Below are 16,105 nucleotides of genomic sequence, written 5' to 3'. Positions count from 1 at the left end.
TTAAGCGTCAGCAGGTTCTTCTGTTACTGTATTTGCAACAGTTTCAGCGAGTAATTCGCCCATACGAGTTGCATAACCGGGGATCAGTGATGAATTAAATATCACTTTGTTAGGTTCAAATAAATTAATCACCGTTGAGCCCAGTTTAAACAGCCCCATTTCCTCACCTTTCTTCAAGAAAACGGCACCTTCAGAGTCCAACTCAGGGTAAACCCAGCGCTTAATGACGCCTTCACGACTGGAATTGACGCAACCGCTCCAAACCGTCTCAATACTACCAACGATGGTTGCACCTACAAGGATTTGTACCATTAAGCCAACAGGGGTGTCAAAAACACAAATCAAGCGTTCATTTCGTGCAAACAGGTTGGGAACATTTTGTGCCGTTAATGGATTTACAGAGAATAAATCGCCTGGCACATAAATCATCTCTTTGAGTAAACCATCACATGGCATGTGTACACGGTGATAGTCACTTGGGGAGAGGTAAGTGGTAATAAAGTCACCACCACGAAAATGCTCTGCTAATTGGTATTGGCCAGCAAGTAACGCTTCAACTGTGTAATTATGGCCTTTAGCTTGGAAGATAAGGTCATCATTTATTGGGCCTAATTGACTAACTGCACCGTCAGCAGGTTGAGCAAGTTGGTGTTCTTTCTCCACAATTGGGCGAGCGCCTTCTTTTAGCAGACGGATAAAGAAATCATTAAAAGTGGCATAAGCAGTAAGCTCACTTTTTTGCGCTTCATTCATGTTCACTTTATAGACTTTTGCGAACAGTTTAATTGCCCATTGCGTCATGAAGCCCGCATTGCGACTTGCGAACCAGCCTGCAAATTCAGTAAGACATTGTTTTGGAAGCATATATTGCAAGCGAATTTTAATTTTATCTAGCACGTTAACCTCTGATTTTTAAAGGTATGTTAGCAAAAGGGCGGCTATTGTACACAGTTTACTCGTCATATTTCAAACGGCCGCATCATTGGCTAACCATCATTAAATTATTTAGAGCGGGTTTAGTGTTAGTGAGTTATTTGTAAGCACTCACTAACATTATTTATCTTTCGCCGTAAAATTACCACGAGGTTTGATTTGTTCCATGCTTTCTAAAATGCGATGGTAGTTTTCAAAGCGTGATTCAGCAATTTTATTTGCTTCTACGGCTTCACGTAACAGGCAACCAGGGTCATCTAAATGTTTACAGTCACGGAATTTACAGCCGCCAAGGTAATCTTTAAATTCGACAAATCCTTTGGTCACTTGTTCCGTTGTTAGATGCCATAAACCAAACTCACGGACACCAGGGGAGTCAATCACATCACCGCCCAATGGGAAGTGATATAAACGAGCTGTTGTTGTTGTATGTTGTCCTAGCCCTGAGTTGTCTGAAACCTCATTAACTAAAATCGCTTCTTCGTTATGTGGGAGTAATGCATTTAATAAACTTGATTTGCCCACACCAGACTGACCAACAAATACAGATACTTTACCTGCTAGCGCGTTAGTAAGCGCTTCCATGCCTTCATTGGTATGGCTTGAAACTTCGAGAACTTGATAGCCAATATCACGATAAATTGTCATTAAATCGCTTACCCACTCACGGTTTTCGTCGTCGAGTAGGTCGACTTTATTGAGAACGATAACAGGCTTAATCCCGGTGGTTTCGCAGGCAACTAAATAGCGGTCAATAATATTCAGCGAAAGCTCAGGTAAAATAGCGGAAACCACAACAATTTGGTCAATGTTAGCGGCAATCGGTTTTAAGCCATCATAATAATCGGGACGAGTTAGAACAGAACGACGCTCGTGAACCGCTTCGACGATGCCATTTACTTTGATATCACTTTGTGTGTCCAAGGCTGGTCGCCACACCACATTATCCCCTGTAACGAGGGACGAAATCGTTCTGCGCAAGTTACAGCGTTGGATAGTCCCGTCACTTGCTTGAATATCAGCATGCTGCCCAAAACGGCTAATGACTAAGCCTTCTTGCGCTTCACCTAATTGGCTATCATCAATTTCAACTGTTTTTTGCTTTTTAAGTCTTTTTTGATGATTTTCTTGAACTCGGCGCTGTTGGCCTTTCGAAAGTTTCTGTTTAGCCACCTGTCCTCTCTTTACTATGGGCTGTATTTTAGGGGGTTACTCACGCCTGTCACTGATGGCATGAAGAGTGCTATCATACCTTAACTTCATAGAATGCAGTTAGGGTATATCATGCAAAAGAATGAGAATAATTTAATTTGGATCGATTTAGAAATGACGGGGCTCGATCCTGTTCGTGATCGTATTATTGAAATAGCGACCATTGTAACAGATAGTCATCTTAATATTTTAGCAGAAGGCCCTGTAATTGCAGTACATCAAACGGATGAACAACTCGCTTTGATGGATGAGTGGAATGTAAATACCCACACTAATAGCGGCTTAGTTGAACGTGTACGTAAAAGTACCGTGAGTGAGCGTGAAGCTGAGTTAGCCACAATTGCGTTTTTAGAAAAATGGGTTCCTCAAGGGGCATCCCCAATCTGTGGTAATAGTGTTGGGCAAGATAGACGTTTTCTGTTCAACTACATGCCTGAATTAGAAAGCTATTTTCATTATCGCTATCTTGATGTCAGTACATTAAAAGAGCTTGCTCGCCGATGGAAACCTGAAATTCTAGCGGGTTTTTCGAAGAAAAATACTCACCAAGCTCTTGATGATATTCGTGAATCTGTGGCTGAATTAGCTTATTACCGAGAGACATTTATTAAAGAATAAATGTTAAATTAACGAATAAGCCGCAATCTTGAGCGGCTTTCATAAGCTGTTCTCTCCCAATAAGTTAACAATGTTAACGTATTGAAATCAATTTATTACAACGGGTGTTGATAAAATCACCATTGTGATTGAATTGTCAGCAAACGAATAAAAAAATAAAAATTTTGAGTGTAAGGGCTTGCTAGTATCTGAATTTTTCGTATAATGCGCTCCCCGTACCGATGAAGTTTTTGTTATTAAGTCGGCACGTGAAACATCCAAAAATGTGATGCGGGAATAGCTCAGTTGGTAGAGCACGACCTTGCCAAGGTCGGGGTCGCGAGTTCGAGTCTCGTTTCCCGCTCCAAATTTTTTGATGTTTTAGCTAAAGCACTATTTTCGTGATGCGGGAATAGCTCAGTTGGTAGAGCACGACCTTGCCAAGGTCGGGGTCGCGAGTTCGAGTCTCGTTTCCCGCTCCAAACTTTCTTAGTGTTTTAGTCAAAGTAGTACCCACCAAATGCGGGAATAGCTCAGTTGGTAGAGCACGACCTTGCCAAGGTCGGGGTCGCGAGTTCGAGTCTCGTTTCCCGCTCCAATATTTTCTTAGTCTCTTAACTTTTCTTCTTAATTAATTCTTACACAATACCTATTTAACTTAAGTAGAATCACCTAGTGTGCATATGAATTGCGCTTGTTCACTGTTTTTATCCTTTTATACCTTGAACACTAGGATCTACATGGGTTTTGCGATCTTTTTTGGATCAGATCCAGATTTCCTCTTGCATTCGTTTTCAGGTCGCCATAGAATAGCCACCCCTTAGCAATAGGGTGTTTTGCTTCCATCTCTAAGATGATGATTAGAAGTTTAAATAATAAACAAAAATATGCTTTTTTATTTACTTCGAGTCACTTTTCATTTTAGTCTTGTTTTTTGGTCACTTTTGTATTGCTAGTAAACGTAAAATCAGTATTTTTCTTTTCAATGTGCCATTAGAAAGTTATCCACAGCCCGCTCAATCAATCTGGGTTTTTATCGCGATTTGAAATAACTTATTACACAGAGTTATCCACAGGTTAATTAACAAATTTCTGTTGTGCTATTTAATTCTAGTATTTAAATAGCATTGTTGTAACTTATTGATTTATTTGTTAAGTGATTTATTTTGTCAAAATGCGGCTAGCACATCTTGCAAATTCTTTACCTATTGTCTGCTAAGCACTTTTTACTTTATTCACATCAATTTGACAATTCTTCATTTCAGGTATATAGCTGACTTTTTTCTATGCATCTCTCGGTAAACCTTTGTTAATCGCACGTACAAGGCGTTTTTGCTGTGAAGTTTGAATTGTGACTTGGTTTGCATTACGTCGATTAACCTGTTGTTGTATAGACCATTGGAAGTGCTCATCTAGCATTTCGTTAATTCCCAACCTATTTTGTAAAGCCAGTACAATACTGTCTTGATAAGGTGCGTTACCTAGCGCCACACTGATATTTCGCAACCACTTAATATAACCAATGCGGCGGATTGCAGAGCCTTCGGTCACCTTTAAAAAGGTTTTTTCATCCCATGAGAACAAGTCGAGCAACTCTGGTGTATGTAAGTCCTTTCTTGGACTGAAATCATCTTCATCAGTTAGCTGGGAAAAACGGTTCCACGGGCAAATAAGCTGGCAGTCATCACAACCGTAGATCCGATTTCCCATTAGAGGGCGAAATTCTTCAGGGATAGCACTATCTAGCTCAATGGTAAGATAAGAAATACAGCGCCTAGCATCTACGGTGTAAGGTTCGACAATTGCATCTGTTGGGCAAGTTGTCATACAAGCAACACAGCGGCCGCAATCTTCTTCGACAGGTTTATCAACAGAAACGGGTAAATTAATCAATAATTCACCGAGAAAAAACCAAGATCCTGCTTCACGATTTAAGACTAATGAATGTTTTCCTGTCCATCCTAAACCCGCTTTGACGGCGAGAGGGCGCTCTAAGATTGGCGCAGAGTCGACAAAAGGTCGAAAATTAAGATCGTCAATGGTGGTGCCATCGGCCAGTATCACTCCGTTAAATTCACGACAATAGTCTAAAATACGATCTGAAAGTTGTTTTAGACGTTTTTTTAATAATTTGTGGTAGTCTCGCCCTAGGGCATAACGGCTGATATAACCTAATTCAAGGTTATTTAATGTACTAGCAAATGCGGCTTTGGCAGGCAAGTAATTCATACGCACGCTAATGACACGTAACGTGCCAGGGTGCAGTTCGTGTGGTCTGGCTCGCATCATCCCATGGCGATTCATCCATTCCATCTCACCATGAAATTGTTTATCTAGCCATGCTTGTAATTTGGGCTCTTCCGCTGAAAGGTCAGTATCGCAGATCCCGACTTGTTGGAAACCTGCTTCAACACCCCATTGTTTAATATTCTGAGCGAGAAGATCGAGATCGAGGTATCTTGGCATCAGATCCTATATTGAGAAAGATTAAAACGGCTGGCACTCTAACATGACCTGCGTTATTCATCAAAACGCATGAAAAAATGCCTTCAATATTGAGAACAATTATAGGATATTTCTGAACTCATCATTCAAGCAATGTTAATTAAGAAAAAAGCCCCATCTTAGGTTAATATAAGCGGTAATATTGATGTTTGTTGATATCTCTTTATGCATTTAAACTATGCATTTAAAGGATAAACAGGCGACACCGCCTATTAATGACATAATAAAAGAACAATATGAAAGAACGTACAATACAACTTGCCAATGAAGCGCAAACTGTCGCTTTAGGTAATGCTATCGCTAAGGCTTGCCATCAAGGCACAATTATTCACTTATATGGTGATCTCGGTGCAGGGAAAACCACCTTTAGCCGAGGTTTCTTACAAGCGCTGGGCCATCAAGGTCACGTAAAAAGCCCAACCTACACTTTGGTTGAACCTTATGAATTAGCAGATCGTCAAGTTTTTCACTTTGATCTCTATCGGTTAGCAGATCCTGAAGAACTTGAATTTATGGGGATTCGTGACTATTTTTCTGGAAATTCGATCTGTTTGGTCGAATGGCCGCAACAAGGTAAAGGTTTTTTACCTGAAGCGGATCTTGAGCTCCATCTGACCTATCAAGGCGAAGGACGTCAGGCTCACTTTGTTGCTTTTTCTGCCAATGGGGAGTCGTTGTTAGAAGCATTACCCCTACTCTAAGGAAGCTATTGCTCATGTTGAATGCATCAATCCACAGAATAACAAAAAAGGGTTTTTTTACTGTTTTCGTCTTGTTTATGGCATTAGCTATGTGGCTGTTTGGAGCAAAAGCACAAGCGGCAACATTATCAAATATTCAAGTTAATAACAGCCCATCACAAGCAGAAGTGGTGCTAAGTTTTATTGATGGTAAGCCCGACTACTCCTATTTCCCATTGCATTCACCTGAGCGCCTTGTTGTTGATATCAAACAACGAGGTGAGATTATTGGTTTACCACTTAAAGTTCCCGCAGGAGACCTTGTAAAACTGGTACGGGCGAGCCAACCTTCTGATAACCAACACAAACGCTTAGTTTTAGAGCTATCTCGCGCAGCGAAAACAAAAGCGGCACTTAAACAGGTTTCAGGTGAATATCAGTTGGTATTAACGATATCGACTGGAAATGCATCCGGTTCTACCTCTTTTAATCAAACCAATAATACGGTTAAAGCAGCGGCAAATAATACTCAAGATAAACCATTGAATATGAGTAACCCTGCACCTGTGGCTACACCAACACCAACCAAATATAAAAATATGCCAAAGGGTAGCAAGCAGGTCGTCATTGCTATTGATGCAGGGCACGGTGGAAAAGACCCTGGTGCGATAGGCAAGAATGGTTATAAAGAAAAAGATGTGACTCTCAGCGTCGCTCGTAAATTATACCAACGCCTTGAAGCCGACCCAATGTTTAAGCCCGCGATGACACGTGACGGTGACTATTTTATTTCTGTTAGTGGTCGTTCTGATGTGGCACGTAAGAAAGGGGCTAATATGTTGGTGTCAATTCACGCGGACTCGGCTCCGAATAGCAGTGCACGGGGCGCATCAGTATGGGTATTGTCTAATCGGCGTGCAAACAGTGAACTGGGTAGTTGGCTGGAACAACGTGAAAAACAATCGGAATTATTAGGTGGGGCGGGTGATGCACTGAGTGGCGCGGACCCTTACTTAAGCCAAGCCGTTTTAGATTTACAATTCGGTCATTCTCAGCGTGTGGGGTACGATGTTGCGGTTAAAGTGATCGAACAGCTACGAAAAGTAGGTAATATTCACAAAAGAACCCCTGAACATGCAAGCTTAGGTGTATTGCGTTCTCCTGATATCCCATCGATTTTAGTCGAAACTGGGTTTATTAGTAATGCAGCGGAAGAGCAGTTGCTAAAATCGAATGAATTCCAAGACAAAGTCGCAGAAGCTATCCATTTAGGGTTACGTCAATATTTCTTGGCGAATCCAATACAAGCAGCGCCACAATAAGGGGGAGGCATGGCTATACATATTCTATCCCCACAACTTGCCAACCAAATCGCAGCAGGTGAGGTGGTTGAAAGGCCTGCGTCAGTGGTTAAAGAGCTCGTTGAGAATAGTCTTGATGCAGGGGCAACGCGTATTGATATCGACATTGAGCGCGGTGGAGAAAAACTGATCCGTATACGTGATAATGGTTGTGGTATCAGTAAAGATGAACTGATTTTGGCTTTAGCTCGCCATGCGACCAGTAAAATTGCCACATTAGATGATCTTGAAGCCATTATGAGTATGGGGTTTCGCGGTGAGGCACTAGCGAGTATCAGTTCTGTTTCACGTTTAACGTTGACATCAAAGCCTGCAGACCAGACAGAAGCATGGCAATCCTATGCCGAAGGTCGGGATATGGAGGTAATAGTTAAACCCGCAGCGCATCCCAATGGCACAACGGTTGAAGTATTAGATTTATTCTATAATACGCCAGCTCGTCGTAAATTTATGCGCACAGAAAAAACTGAATTCGGTCATATCGATGAAATTGTTCGCCGAATTGCGCTTTCTCGCCCTGATGTGGCTATCAACCTGACTCACAATGGGAAATTAGTAAAGCAATACCGAGCGGCTCATGATGAGGCACAGCAAGAGAGGCGTCTTGGGACGATTTGTGGAACGGGCTTTATGCAAGGCGCTTTGGCGTTATCTTGGGAACATAGCGATCTTGCTATCAAAGGGTGGGTCGTTTCTCCATCAATGACGTCGGGTAGTGAAACACAATATTGCTATGTCAATGGCCGTATGATGCGTGATCGCCTGATTAATCATGCTATTCGTCAAGCTTATGAAGGGCATTTAGACGAAAACCAGCAGCCAGCTTATGTCCTGTATTTGACCATTGACCCAAAACAAGTTGATGTTAACGTACACCCAGCAAAACATGAGGTTCGTTTTCACCAAGCTCGTCTGGTACATGATTTTATTTATCAAGCGGTACGAACAGTATTATTAGAAGCCGCATCTATTGATGAGCTTCCGGGTATCGAACCTGTAAATACAGAACTGGAAAATCGGCCTTCTGCGGGAGAAAATTATTTTTCTTCTCCTAGTGTGGCTCCTAAGCAACATAAGGCAGAAGACAAGACGATAGTCGAGAATACCCTTCTAGAGCCTAAAACACCTTATAAGCAGGCTAGCCACTTAAAGGATAATGCTAAAAATCACGCTTTTTCTTCGCCGAAATCAACGTCAGGTTTTTCAGAAAATGTACCAGCAAAAACGTTTGGCTCAACTTATGACAAAAAAGCAGGCGAACTGTATCAGAGCTTAATGTCCATTCCGGTTGCTCCTGAAGATAAAAAGCCGCTTTTTCCTGAACGTAACCCAATCAGTTCACCGCAAATATCCTCACAACCTGTAGCAAAAAATGCGGATAACTACCTTTTTGGCAAAGTATTGACAATTTACGCAAAAAACTTTGCATTAATTGAGTCTTCGTTGGGGCTAATCCTGTTATCCTTAACGGAAGCTAATTATTTATTGAAGTTGTCACAATTGTCACCGAGTGGTGGAGCCTTAAAGCCCCAACCATTGTTAATACCTCTAAAATTGTCACTTAAAAATGATGAAATAGAGGTTTTACAGCGGTACAAGGAACAATTGACAATATTTGGTATCGAAGCCACGATATTACATGGAAAAGTAACAATTCATACGGTATCGTTACCATTAAGAACACAAAATTTATCACAGCTTTTTTCTGAGCTACTCGATTTTTTATCGAGAAAAGAAAGTGTCACTGACGAAGAGATAGCACAATGGCTCGCTAAAGCAGTTTCACAGGTTAAAACAGAAGAAAGTTGGAGTTTAGCACAGGCTGTTCAGTTGCTGGCTGATGTTGAGCGGGTATGTCCGCAGTGGGTGAAAGACCCTCCACCAACATTATTACAATTAATTAATTTACAATCCGTGGTAGCTACACTAACAAATGAGTGATTTAGCAACTCAGAAAAAACCTGACGCAATATTCCTAATGGGTCCGACGGCCTCAGGTAAAACCGCTTTGGCGATAGAATTTCGCAAGCATTTGCCTGTGGAAATTATTAGTGTCGATTCGGCATTAATTTACCGAGGGATGGATATTGGCACAGCAAAACCAACAACAGAAGAACTCAGCCAAGCTCCCCATCGTCTGATTGATATCCTCGATCCGTCTCTACCATACAGTGCTGCCGATTTTCGCCGTGACGCATTAAATGCCATGGCTGAAATTACCTCACAAGGTAAAATTCCATTATTAGTTGGCGGCACAATGTTGTATTTTAAAGCCTTATTAGAAGGGCTTTCACCTCTTCCTTCAGCTGACCAAGCAGTTCGTACTGAAATTGAACACATTGCGAAAGAACAAGGGTGGGGGGAAATTCACCGTCGTCTTACTGAGGTTGACCCAGTTGCCGCGGCAAGGATTCATCCTAACGACCCACAAAGATTATCCCGTGCTTTAGAGGTATATCTCATTTCGGGACAAACTTTGACTGAAATGATACAAACAGCTGGGGAAGAATTGCCTTATAATGTGTTTCAGTTTGCTATTGCGCCACAAGATCGTAAAATTTTACATGAGCGCATAGAACAACGTTTTCATCTGATGATAGATGCGGGTTTTGAAGAAGAAGTTCGCAAGTTACATCAACGAAATGATTTACATGTTGACCTCCCTTCAATTCGTTGTGTGGGGTATCGGCAAATGTGGTCATATTTGGATGGTGAAATTAGCCATGATGATATGATTTATCGGGGAATTTGTGCAACTCGCCAATTGGCAAAACGTCAAATTACCTGGTTAAGAGGCTGGGAGAATGTTCATTGGCTAGATAGTGAACAACCACAGCAAGCGCTTAGCACCGTTATGCAGGTTATGCGTGCATAGGACTGATGTTTGTGTACAATTAGAACGTTAAGCGCAATTTTTGAGTAGTTACTTTTTGGAATCTAAAAGATTCTCTTTTAAAAACAACAAAATAAGGAAAACATAGAATGGCTAAGGGGCAATCTTTGCAAGATCCGTTCCTGAACGCATTACGTCGTGAAAGGGTTCCGGTCTCTATTTATCTCGTTAATGGCATCAAATTGCAGGGGCAAATTGAGTCTTTTGACCAATTTGTCATTTTATTAAAAAACACAGTTAGCCAGATGGTTTATAAACACGCTATCTCGACTGTTGTCCCTGCTCGCCCTGTTTCTCATCATAGCGGTACTGCGGGTAGCACTGGTAATGGTAATTACCATTCAGGTAACCCTGCAGCGCAAGATGGCGAAGTAACTGAGTAAGTTTGTACGCTAAAAGACAAGGAAAGCATGGGTAGGGAGACTGTACCTGTGTTTTTCCTTTGCAATTATTGTTTAGCCTAAGAGGTTACACCTTGTTTGATAGGTATGAAGGCGGTGAACTAGCTGTATTAGTCCATGTCTTTTTTTCTCAAGAGAAAGACGTTGATAATCTGGCAGAATTTGAGTCACTTGTGACATCTGCTGGGGTAAAACCAGTACAAATAGTCACGGGCAGTCGTAAAGCTCCTCATCCAAAGTTTTTTGTTGGGGAAGGTAAAGCAGAAGAAATTGCCCAAGCTGTTGAGGAAAGTGGTGCAGATGTGGTGTTGTTTAATCATACTCTAAGCCCTGCTCAAGAACGTAATCTCGAAAGGATTTGCCAATGTAAGGTGGTTGACCGTACAGGGGTAATTTTAGATATTTTTGCTCAACGCGCACGTACACACGAAGGTAAGCTTCAAGTTGAATTGGCTCAATTAAGGCATTTATCGACTCGCTTAGTGAGGGGATGGACGCACTTAGAGCGACAAAAAGGCGGGATTGGTTTACGAGGCCCCGGTGAAACTCAACTTGAAACTGACCGCCGGCTATTAAGAGATAAAATTAAACAAATCTTATCTCGTCTTAGTCGGGTGGAAAAACAGCGTGAACAAGGGCGTCAAGCGAGAAGTAAGGCAGATATCCCGACTATTTCGCTTGTCGGTTATACCAATGCTGGTAAGTCTAGCTTGTTTAACCGCATGACGGCCGCTGATGTTTATGCTGCTGACCAGTTATTTGCAACACTTGACCCAACACTTCGTCGTATTGATGTAGAAGATGTTGGTGTTGTCGTTCTTGCAGATACTGTGGGTTTTATCCGCCATTTACCCCATGATTTGGTTGCAGCTTTTAAAGCAACCCTGCAAGAAACACGTGAAGCAACGTTATTGCTGCACGTTATCGATGCAGCTGACAATCGCTTGGATGAAAATATTCATGCAGTTGAAAGTGTGTTAGAAGAAATCGAAGCGGATGAAATACCAACACTTTTAGTGATGAACAAAGTTGATATGCTGGAGGATTTTGTCCCGCGTATTGACAGAGATGAGGATAACAAGCCGGTTCGTGTCTGGGTTTCAGCGCAAACGGGTGATGGTATCCCATTGTTGCTACAGGCATTGACGGAACGTCTTTCAGGTGAAATCGCACATGTTGAATTGCGTTTACCACCGAATGAAGGTCGTTTACGTAGCCGTTTCTATCAACTTCAGTCAATCGAACGTGAATGGCAGGAAGAAGACGGCTCAATTGGCCTTGAGGTGCGTATGCCAATGGTGGATTGGCGGCGTCTGTGCAAACAAGAGCAGCAATTACCTGACTATGTTATTTAATCGCTTTGGTTATTAATAATGCTTTGGCCGTTAATAATTTGGCCGTTAATAATATAGTTAGGCAATGGAATTGATATTAAGAGCCCTATCGCTCTTAGCCCTGAAAATCAATCATAAAGAATGGAGCTAAAACATGGCGTGGAATCAGCCCGGTAATGACGGACAAGACCGCGATCCGTGGGGAAGCGGCAATAAAGGCGGCAACTCTGGCGGGAACAAAGGTGGTCGAAAACGTGGGGCTTATGATCTCGACGATCTCTTTCGTAAACTAGGCAGCAAGCTTGGTGGAAATAAAGGCGGCGGTGGTGATGGTGATAATAAACAACCATCACAAATCAGTGGCCGTTTAGGTATGTTAGCTCTTGCTGCTATCGTTGTTGTATGGGCAGGTTCAGGCTTCTACACCATCAAAGAAAGTGACCGTGGCGTAGTATTACGTTTTGGTGAATATAGTGGTGTTGTTGGGCCTGGTTTGAACTGGAAACCAACTTTCATTGATAGGGTCATTCCTGTCAACGTAGAAACCGTACGTGAACAAGCGACAAATGGCATGATGTTAACGTCAGATGAAAACGTGATCCGCGTTGAAATGAACGTTCAATATCGTGTTACCGACCCTGCGCAATATTTATTTAGTGTCACAAACCCAGACAATAGTCTGCGTCAGGCGCTAGATAGTGCTGTGCGTGGTGTAATCGGTCAGTCTGCGATGGAGCAAGTACTGACTACGAATCGTGCTTTTATCCGTGATGTTACACAAAAAGAGCTCGAAGCAACAATTGCGCCATACAAGATGGGGATCACCCTGCTTGACGTCAACTTCCAAGCGGCTCGTCCACCTGAAGATGTTAAAGCAGCGTTTGATGATGTAATTGCAGCAAGGGAAGAAGAACAAAAAACCATTCGTGAAGCACATGCTTATCGAAATGAAGTTCTTCCTCTGGCAAAAGGTAATGCACAACGCTTAATTGAAGAAGCTGAAGCTTATAAAGCTAGTGTGGTCTTCAAAGCAGAGGGTGAGGTGGCAAGCTTTGCAAAAATGTTGCCTGAATATCGTGCTGCACCTGAGATTACCCGTGAGCGTCTGTATATCGAAACGATGGAACGCGTATTAGGTAATACACGTAAAGTAATTGCAAATGATAAGAGCAACAGCATGTTAGTGCTGCCGCTTGATCAAATCATGCGTGGCGCTAATACGAACGCGACGTCAGCACCGAAAGTCAGTCCATCAGCCAGAATGGCGACGCCAAATAATAACGCGTCATCTAATGGCGCAACATCCGCTCAGCCAAACAGTGCTGTTCGTGGTGATGCAGTTAGAGTAGGGAGACAATAATCATGCGTAAATCGCTAATTGTTATCGTTCTGGCCATTTTGGCAGTTGCATACGCATCTATCTTTATTGTTCCTCAAACTGATCGTGGCATTGTCTTACGTTTTGGTAAGGTTCTGCGTGATTCTGAAAACAAGCCGATCATTTATGAGCCAGGTCTGCATTTCAAAGTTCCATTTATTGAAACTGTGAAAATGTTGGATGCACGTATTCAGACTCTTGAAATTCAAGCCGACCGCTATCTGACAAGTGAGAACAAAGACTTAATGGTGGACTCCTACCTGAAATGGCGTGTGACTGATTTCAGCCGCTACTATGTAGCGACGGGGGGCGGTAACCCATTCCAAGCGGAAACCCTATTAAAACGTAAATTTAGTGACCGTTTACGTTCTGAGTTTGGTCGCTTAAGCGTGAAAGATATCATTACTGACTCACGTGGTCGTTTGACTATCGATGTCCGTGATGCCTTGAACAAAGGTACCGCAACCGACGACGCGACCAAAGAAGCGGATGCAGCGATTGCAGATGCCGCAAAACGTGTTGAAGAGGAAACGAACCTGAAGCCACTGGTTGTGAATGCAAACAGTATGGCGGCGTTAGGTATTGAAGTTGTTGACGTGCGTATTAAACGTATCGAACTGCCAAACGAAGTTTCTGAGGCTATCTATGCGCGTATGCGTGCAGAGCGTGAAGCAGTTGCACGTCAGCACCGTTCACAAGGTCAAGAAGAAGCAACGAAAATCCGCGCTGTTGCAGATAAAACAGTAACAGAAACGTTGGCTGAAGCTGAGCGTACCGCGCTGACTTACCGAGGTGAAGGTGATGCAATGGCAACAAAACTGTTTGCTGATGCATTTAACCAAGACCCAGAGTTCTATGCGTTTATTCGTAGCTTACGTGCTTATGAACAGAGCTTTAAGAGTGGTGACGACGTGATGGTCATGAGTCCAGACACTGACTTCTTCCGCTTTATGAAGGCGCCAACTAAGCTTCGCGCGACAGATTAATAACAAGTTAAGTTGCGTGCAACCTAGCAAAATAACTGTTAATCTATTAAAGAAAAGCCCGCTTCGGTGGGCTTTTTTTCGCCTGTCGTTTTAAGTGTAGGATTTTTCAGGGAAAATTTGAGCTGCTCAACTGATGGCATTCATTTTGAGTTTACGGCAGAAATAAAAAATACCATTTTACTTGCTTTCCAGAAAAAAATTTTTGTATTGCCAAAATATCACTGGAACAGTTCATTTTTGATGGTAGAATTCATTTTTAAGCAACCGAGTGTATTTCAAAATGGGTAAGAACGTTGTCGTACTGGGCACCCAATGGGGTGACGAAGGGAAGGGCAAGATCGTTGACTTGCTGACAGAGCGTGCTAAATACGTAGTTCGCTATCAGGGCGGCCATAATGCTGGCCATACTCTTGTTGTAAACGGTGAAAAAACCGTTCTCCACTTAATTCCATCCGGTATTCTTCGTGAAAATGTCATCAGTATTATTGCTAATGGTGTTGTTTTAGCGCCAGACGCATTAATGAAAGAGATGAAAGAATTGGAAGACCGCGGTGTTCCTGTTCGGGAACGTTTACGTCTTTCTGAAGCATGCCCACTGATCCTGCCTTATCATATCGCATTAGATAATGCGCGTGAAAAAGCACGTGGTTCCAAAGCGATTGGAACAACAGGTCGTGGTATTGGTCCTGCTTATGAAGATAAAGTTGCACGTCGTGGTCTACGCGTTGGTGATTTGTTTGATAAAGCCACGTTTGCAGAAAAATTAAAAGAAATTGTTGAATACCATAACTTCCAACTTGTTCATTATTATAAAGAACCTGCTGTAGATTACCAAAAAACGTTAGATGATATTATGGCTGTAGCGGATATCCTGACTGGCATGGTAATTGATGTTTCTGATCTGCTATATAAAGCAAATCAGAAGAATGAATTAGTGATGTTTGAAGGTGCACAAGGGACATTATTAGATATCGACCACGGTACTTATCCTTATGTAACCTCTTCAAATACGACCGCTGGTGGTGTAGCGACAGGTTCTGGTTTAGGCCCTCGCTATGTCAACTACGTATTAGGTATCATCAAGGCTTACTCAACGCGTGTTGGTGCAGGTCCATTCCCAACTGAGCTGTTTGACGAAGTGGGTGAGTTCCTGCGTGAAAAAGGCCAAGAATTTGGTGCAACTACGGGTCGTAAACGCCGTACTGGTTGGTTAGATATCGTTGCGATTAATCGTGCGGTACAAATTAACTCACTGTCAGGCTTCTGTATGACTAAACTGGATGTTTTAGACGGTTTAGAAGAAGTCAAAATCTGCGTAGGCTACCGTCGTCCAGATGGCAAAGTGCTTGAAACAACGCCTTTAGCTGCTGATGAGTGGGATGGCTTAGAGCCAGTTTATGAATCAATGCCAGGTTGGAAAGAAACAACTTTTGGTGTGAAACAAAGAGAATTACTGCCACAAGCAGCTCTGAATTACATCAAACGCGTTGAAGAACTAACGGGTATTCCAGTTGATATTATTTCAACCGGTCCAGATCGTTCAGAAACCATGATCCTGCGTGATCCATTTGACGTTGAGTAATAACACTGACTGCGCCTAATACAGGCGCAGTTTTTTACTGCTTTACCTCCTTCCACTATGCAGCTTCTTTGATAAAACAGTCAAAATTCCCCATAATGATTGAATTAAGTCACTTTTGTGTGCAAATTCTGTGCAATTAAATGCATATTTGACCTGTGTTATACGTTAAACTGTATTTAGCAACATATAATTTATTAGCATGCTATATTTTATTCAGAAAACTGAATGTGTTGGGTTAGAAAT

Annotated in this window: 13 protein-coding genes and 3 tRNA genes; 13 read left to right on the top strand and 3 right to left on the bottom strand. The window is 42.3% G+C overall.

The window, feature by feature from the left end; translation table 11 throughout:
* Entirely contained in the window at nucleotides 1–897 is an 897-nt protein-coding gene (gene asd / locus P3L44_RS19185; RefSeq protein ID WP_094962479.1) for an archaetidylserine decarboxylase, read from the bottom strand.
* A gap of 156 nt (nucleotides 898–1,053) precedes the next feature.
* A complete protein-coding gene (rsgA, locus tag P3L44_RS19180) occupies nucleotides 1,054–2,106 on the bottom strand; it encodes a small ribosomal subunit biogenesis GTPase RsgA (protein ID WP_272662152.1) in 1,053 nt (350 codons plus the stop codon).
* A 111-nt stretch (nucleotides 2,107–2,217) separates the two neighbouring features.
* On the opposite strand from rsgA, the gene orn reads away from it, so the two are divergent.
* The 4 genes from orn to P3L44_RS19160 all read left to right on the top strand — a co-directional run bounded on the left by orn (nucleotide 2,218) and on the right by P3L44_RS19160 (nucleotide 3,340).
* Nucleotides 2,218–2,763 carry an oligoribonuclease gene (gene orn / locus P3L44_RS19175; RefSeq protein ID WP_096864350.1) on the top strand — a complete coding sequence of 182 codons (546 nt, stop codon included), beginning with the start codon at nucleotides 2,218–2,220 and terminating at the stop codon, nucleotides 2,761–2,763.
* Nucleotides 2,764–3,033: 270 nt separating this feature from the next.
* Nucleotides 3,034–3,109: transfer RNA gene (locus P3L44_RS19170), tRNA-Gly, on the top strand.
* Between the two features lie 39 nt (nucleotides 3,110–3,148).
* Nucleotides 3,149–3,224: transfer RNA gene (locus P3L44_RS19165), tRNA-Gly, on the top strand.
* A gap of 40 nt (nucleotides 3,225–3,264) precedes the next feature.
* Nucleotides 3,265–3,340: transfer RNA gene (locus P3L44_RS19160), tRNA-Gly, on the top strand.
* 686 nt (nucleotides 3,341–4,026) lie between these two features.
* On the opposite strand, the gene queG is transcribed toward P3L44_RS19160, so the two are convergent.
* The gene (queG, locus tag P3L44_RS19155) at nucleotides 4,027–5,208 is read right to left on the bottom strand and encodes a tRNA epoxyqueuosine(34) reductase QueG (RefSeq protein ID WP_272662151.1); all 1,182 of its coding nucleotides are present in this window, start codon (nucleotides 5,206–5,208) and stop codon (nucleotides 4,027–4,029) included.
* Between the two features lie 275 nt (nucleotides 5,209–5,483).
* Between queG and tsaE the strand changes: the two genes are divergently transcribed.
* From tsaE to P3L44_RS19110, 9 genes are all read left to right on the top strand, one after another.
* On the top strand, nucleotides 5,484–5,948 hold the full coding sequence (tsaE, locus tag P3L44_RS19150) for a tRNA (adenosine(37)-N6)-threonylcarbamoyltransferase complex ATPase subunit type 1 TsaE (protein WP_004906013.1): 465 nt from the start codon (nucleotides 5,484–5,486) through the stop codon (nucleotides 5,946–5,948).
* Between the two features lie 14 nt (nucleotides 5,949–5,962).
* Entirely contained in the window at nucleotides 5,963–7,249 is a 1,287-nt protein-coding gene (amiB, locus tag P3L44_RS19145; protein WP_140171843.1) for an N-acetylmuramoyl-L-alanine amidase AmiB, read from the top strand.
* Between the two features lie 9 nt (nucleotides 7,250–7,258).
* The gene (gene mutL / locus P3L44_RS19140; RefSeq protein ID WP_140171842.1) at nucleotides 7,259–9,229 is read left to right on the top strand and encodes a DNA mismatch repair endonuclease MutL; all 1,971 of its coding nucleotides are present in this window, start codon (nucleotides 7,259–7,261) and stop codon (nucleotides 9,227–9,229) included.
* Complete coding sequence (gene miaA / locus P3L44_RS19135; protein ID WP_272662150.1) at nucleotides 9,222–10,163, top strand: tRNA (adenosine(37)-N6)-dimethylallyltransferase MiaA; 942 nt, start codon at nucleotides 9,222–9,224, stop codon at nucleotides 10,161–10,163. The genes mutL and miaA overlap by 8 nt, the downstream gene beginning before the upstream one ends.
* A 107-nt stretch (nucleotides 10,164–10,270) precedes the next feature.
* Nucleotides 10,271–10,564, top strand: coding sequence for an RNA chaperone Hfq (hfq, locus tag P3L44_RS19130; RefSeq protein ID WP_004906005.1), 294 nt, complete (start codon nucleotides 10,271–10,273; stop codon nucleotides 10,562–10,564).
* A 92-nt stretch (nucleotides 10,565–10,656) separates the two neighbouring features.
* A complete protein-coding gene (gene hflX, locus P3L44_RS19125; protein WP_004906004.1) occupies nucleotides 10,657–11,937 on the top strand; it encodes a ribosome rescue GTPase HflX in 1,281 nt (426 codons plus the stop codon).
* A gap of 133 nt (nucleotides 11,938–12,070) precedes the next feature.
* A complete protein-coding gene (gene hflK, locus P3L44_RS19120) occupies nucleotides 12,071–13,276 on the top strand; it encodes an FtsH protease activity modulator HflK (RefSeq protein WP_125890706.1) in 1,206 nt (401 codons plus the stop codon).
* Between the two features lie 2 nt (nucleotides 13,277–13,278).
* Nucleotides 13,279–14,280, top strand: a complete 1,002-nt coding sequence (gene hflC, locus P3L44_RS19115; RefSeq protein ID WP_109912137.1) for a protease modulator HflC — start codon at nucleotides 13,279–13,281, stop codon at nucleotides 14,278–14,280.
* A 280-nt stretch (nucleotides 14,281–14,560) separates the two neighbouring features.
* Complete coding sequence (locus P3L44_RS19110) at nucleotides 14,561–15,862, top strand: adenylosuccinate synthase (protein ID WP_004907406.1); 1,302 nt, start codon at nucleotides 14,561–14,563, stop codon at nucleotides 15,860–15,862.
* The last annotated feature ends 243 nt before the right edge of the window (nucleotides 15,863–16,105 follow it).

This window comes from Providencia sp. PROV175, from assembly GCF_032707045.1.
In the GTDB taxonomy this organism is placed as follows: Bacteria; Pseudomonadota; Gammaproteobacteria; order Enterobacterales; family Enterobacteriaceae; genus Providencia; species Providencia hangzhouensis.
This window is presented reverse-complemented; position numbering and strand designations above follow the sequence as displayed.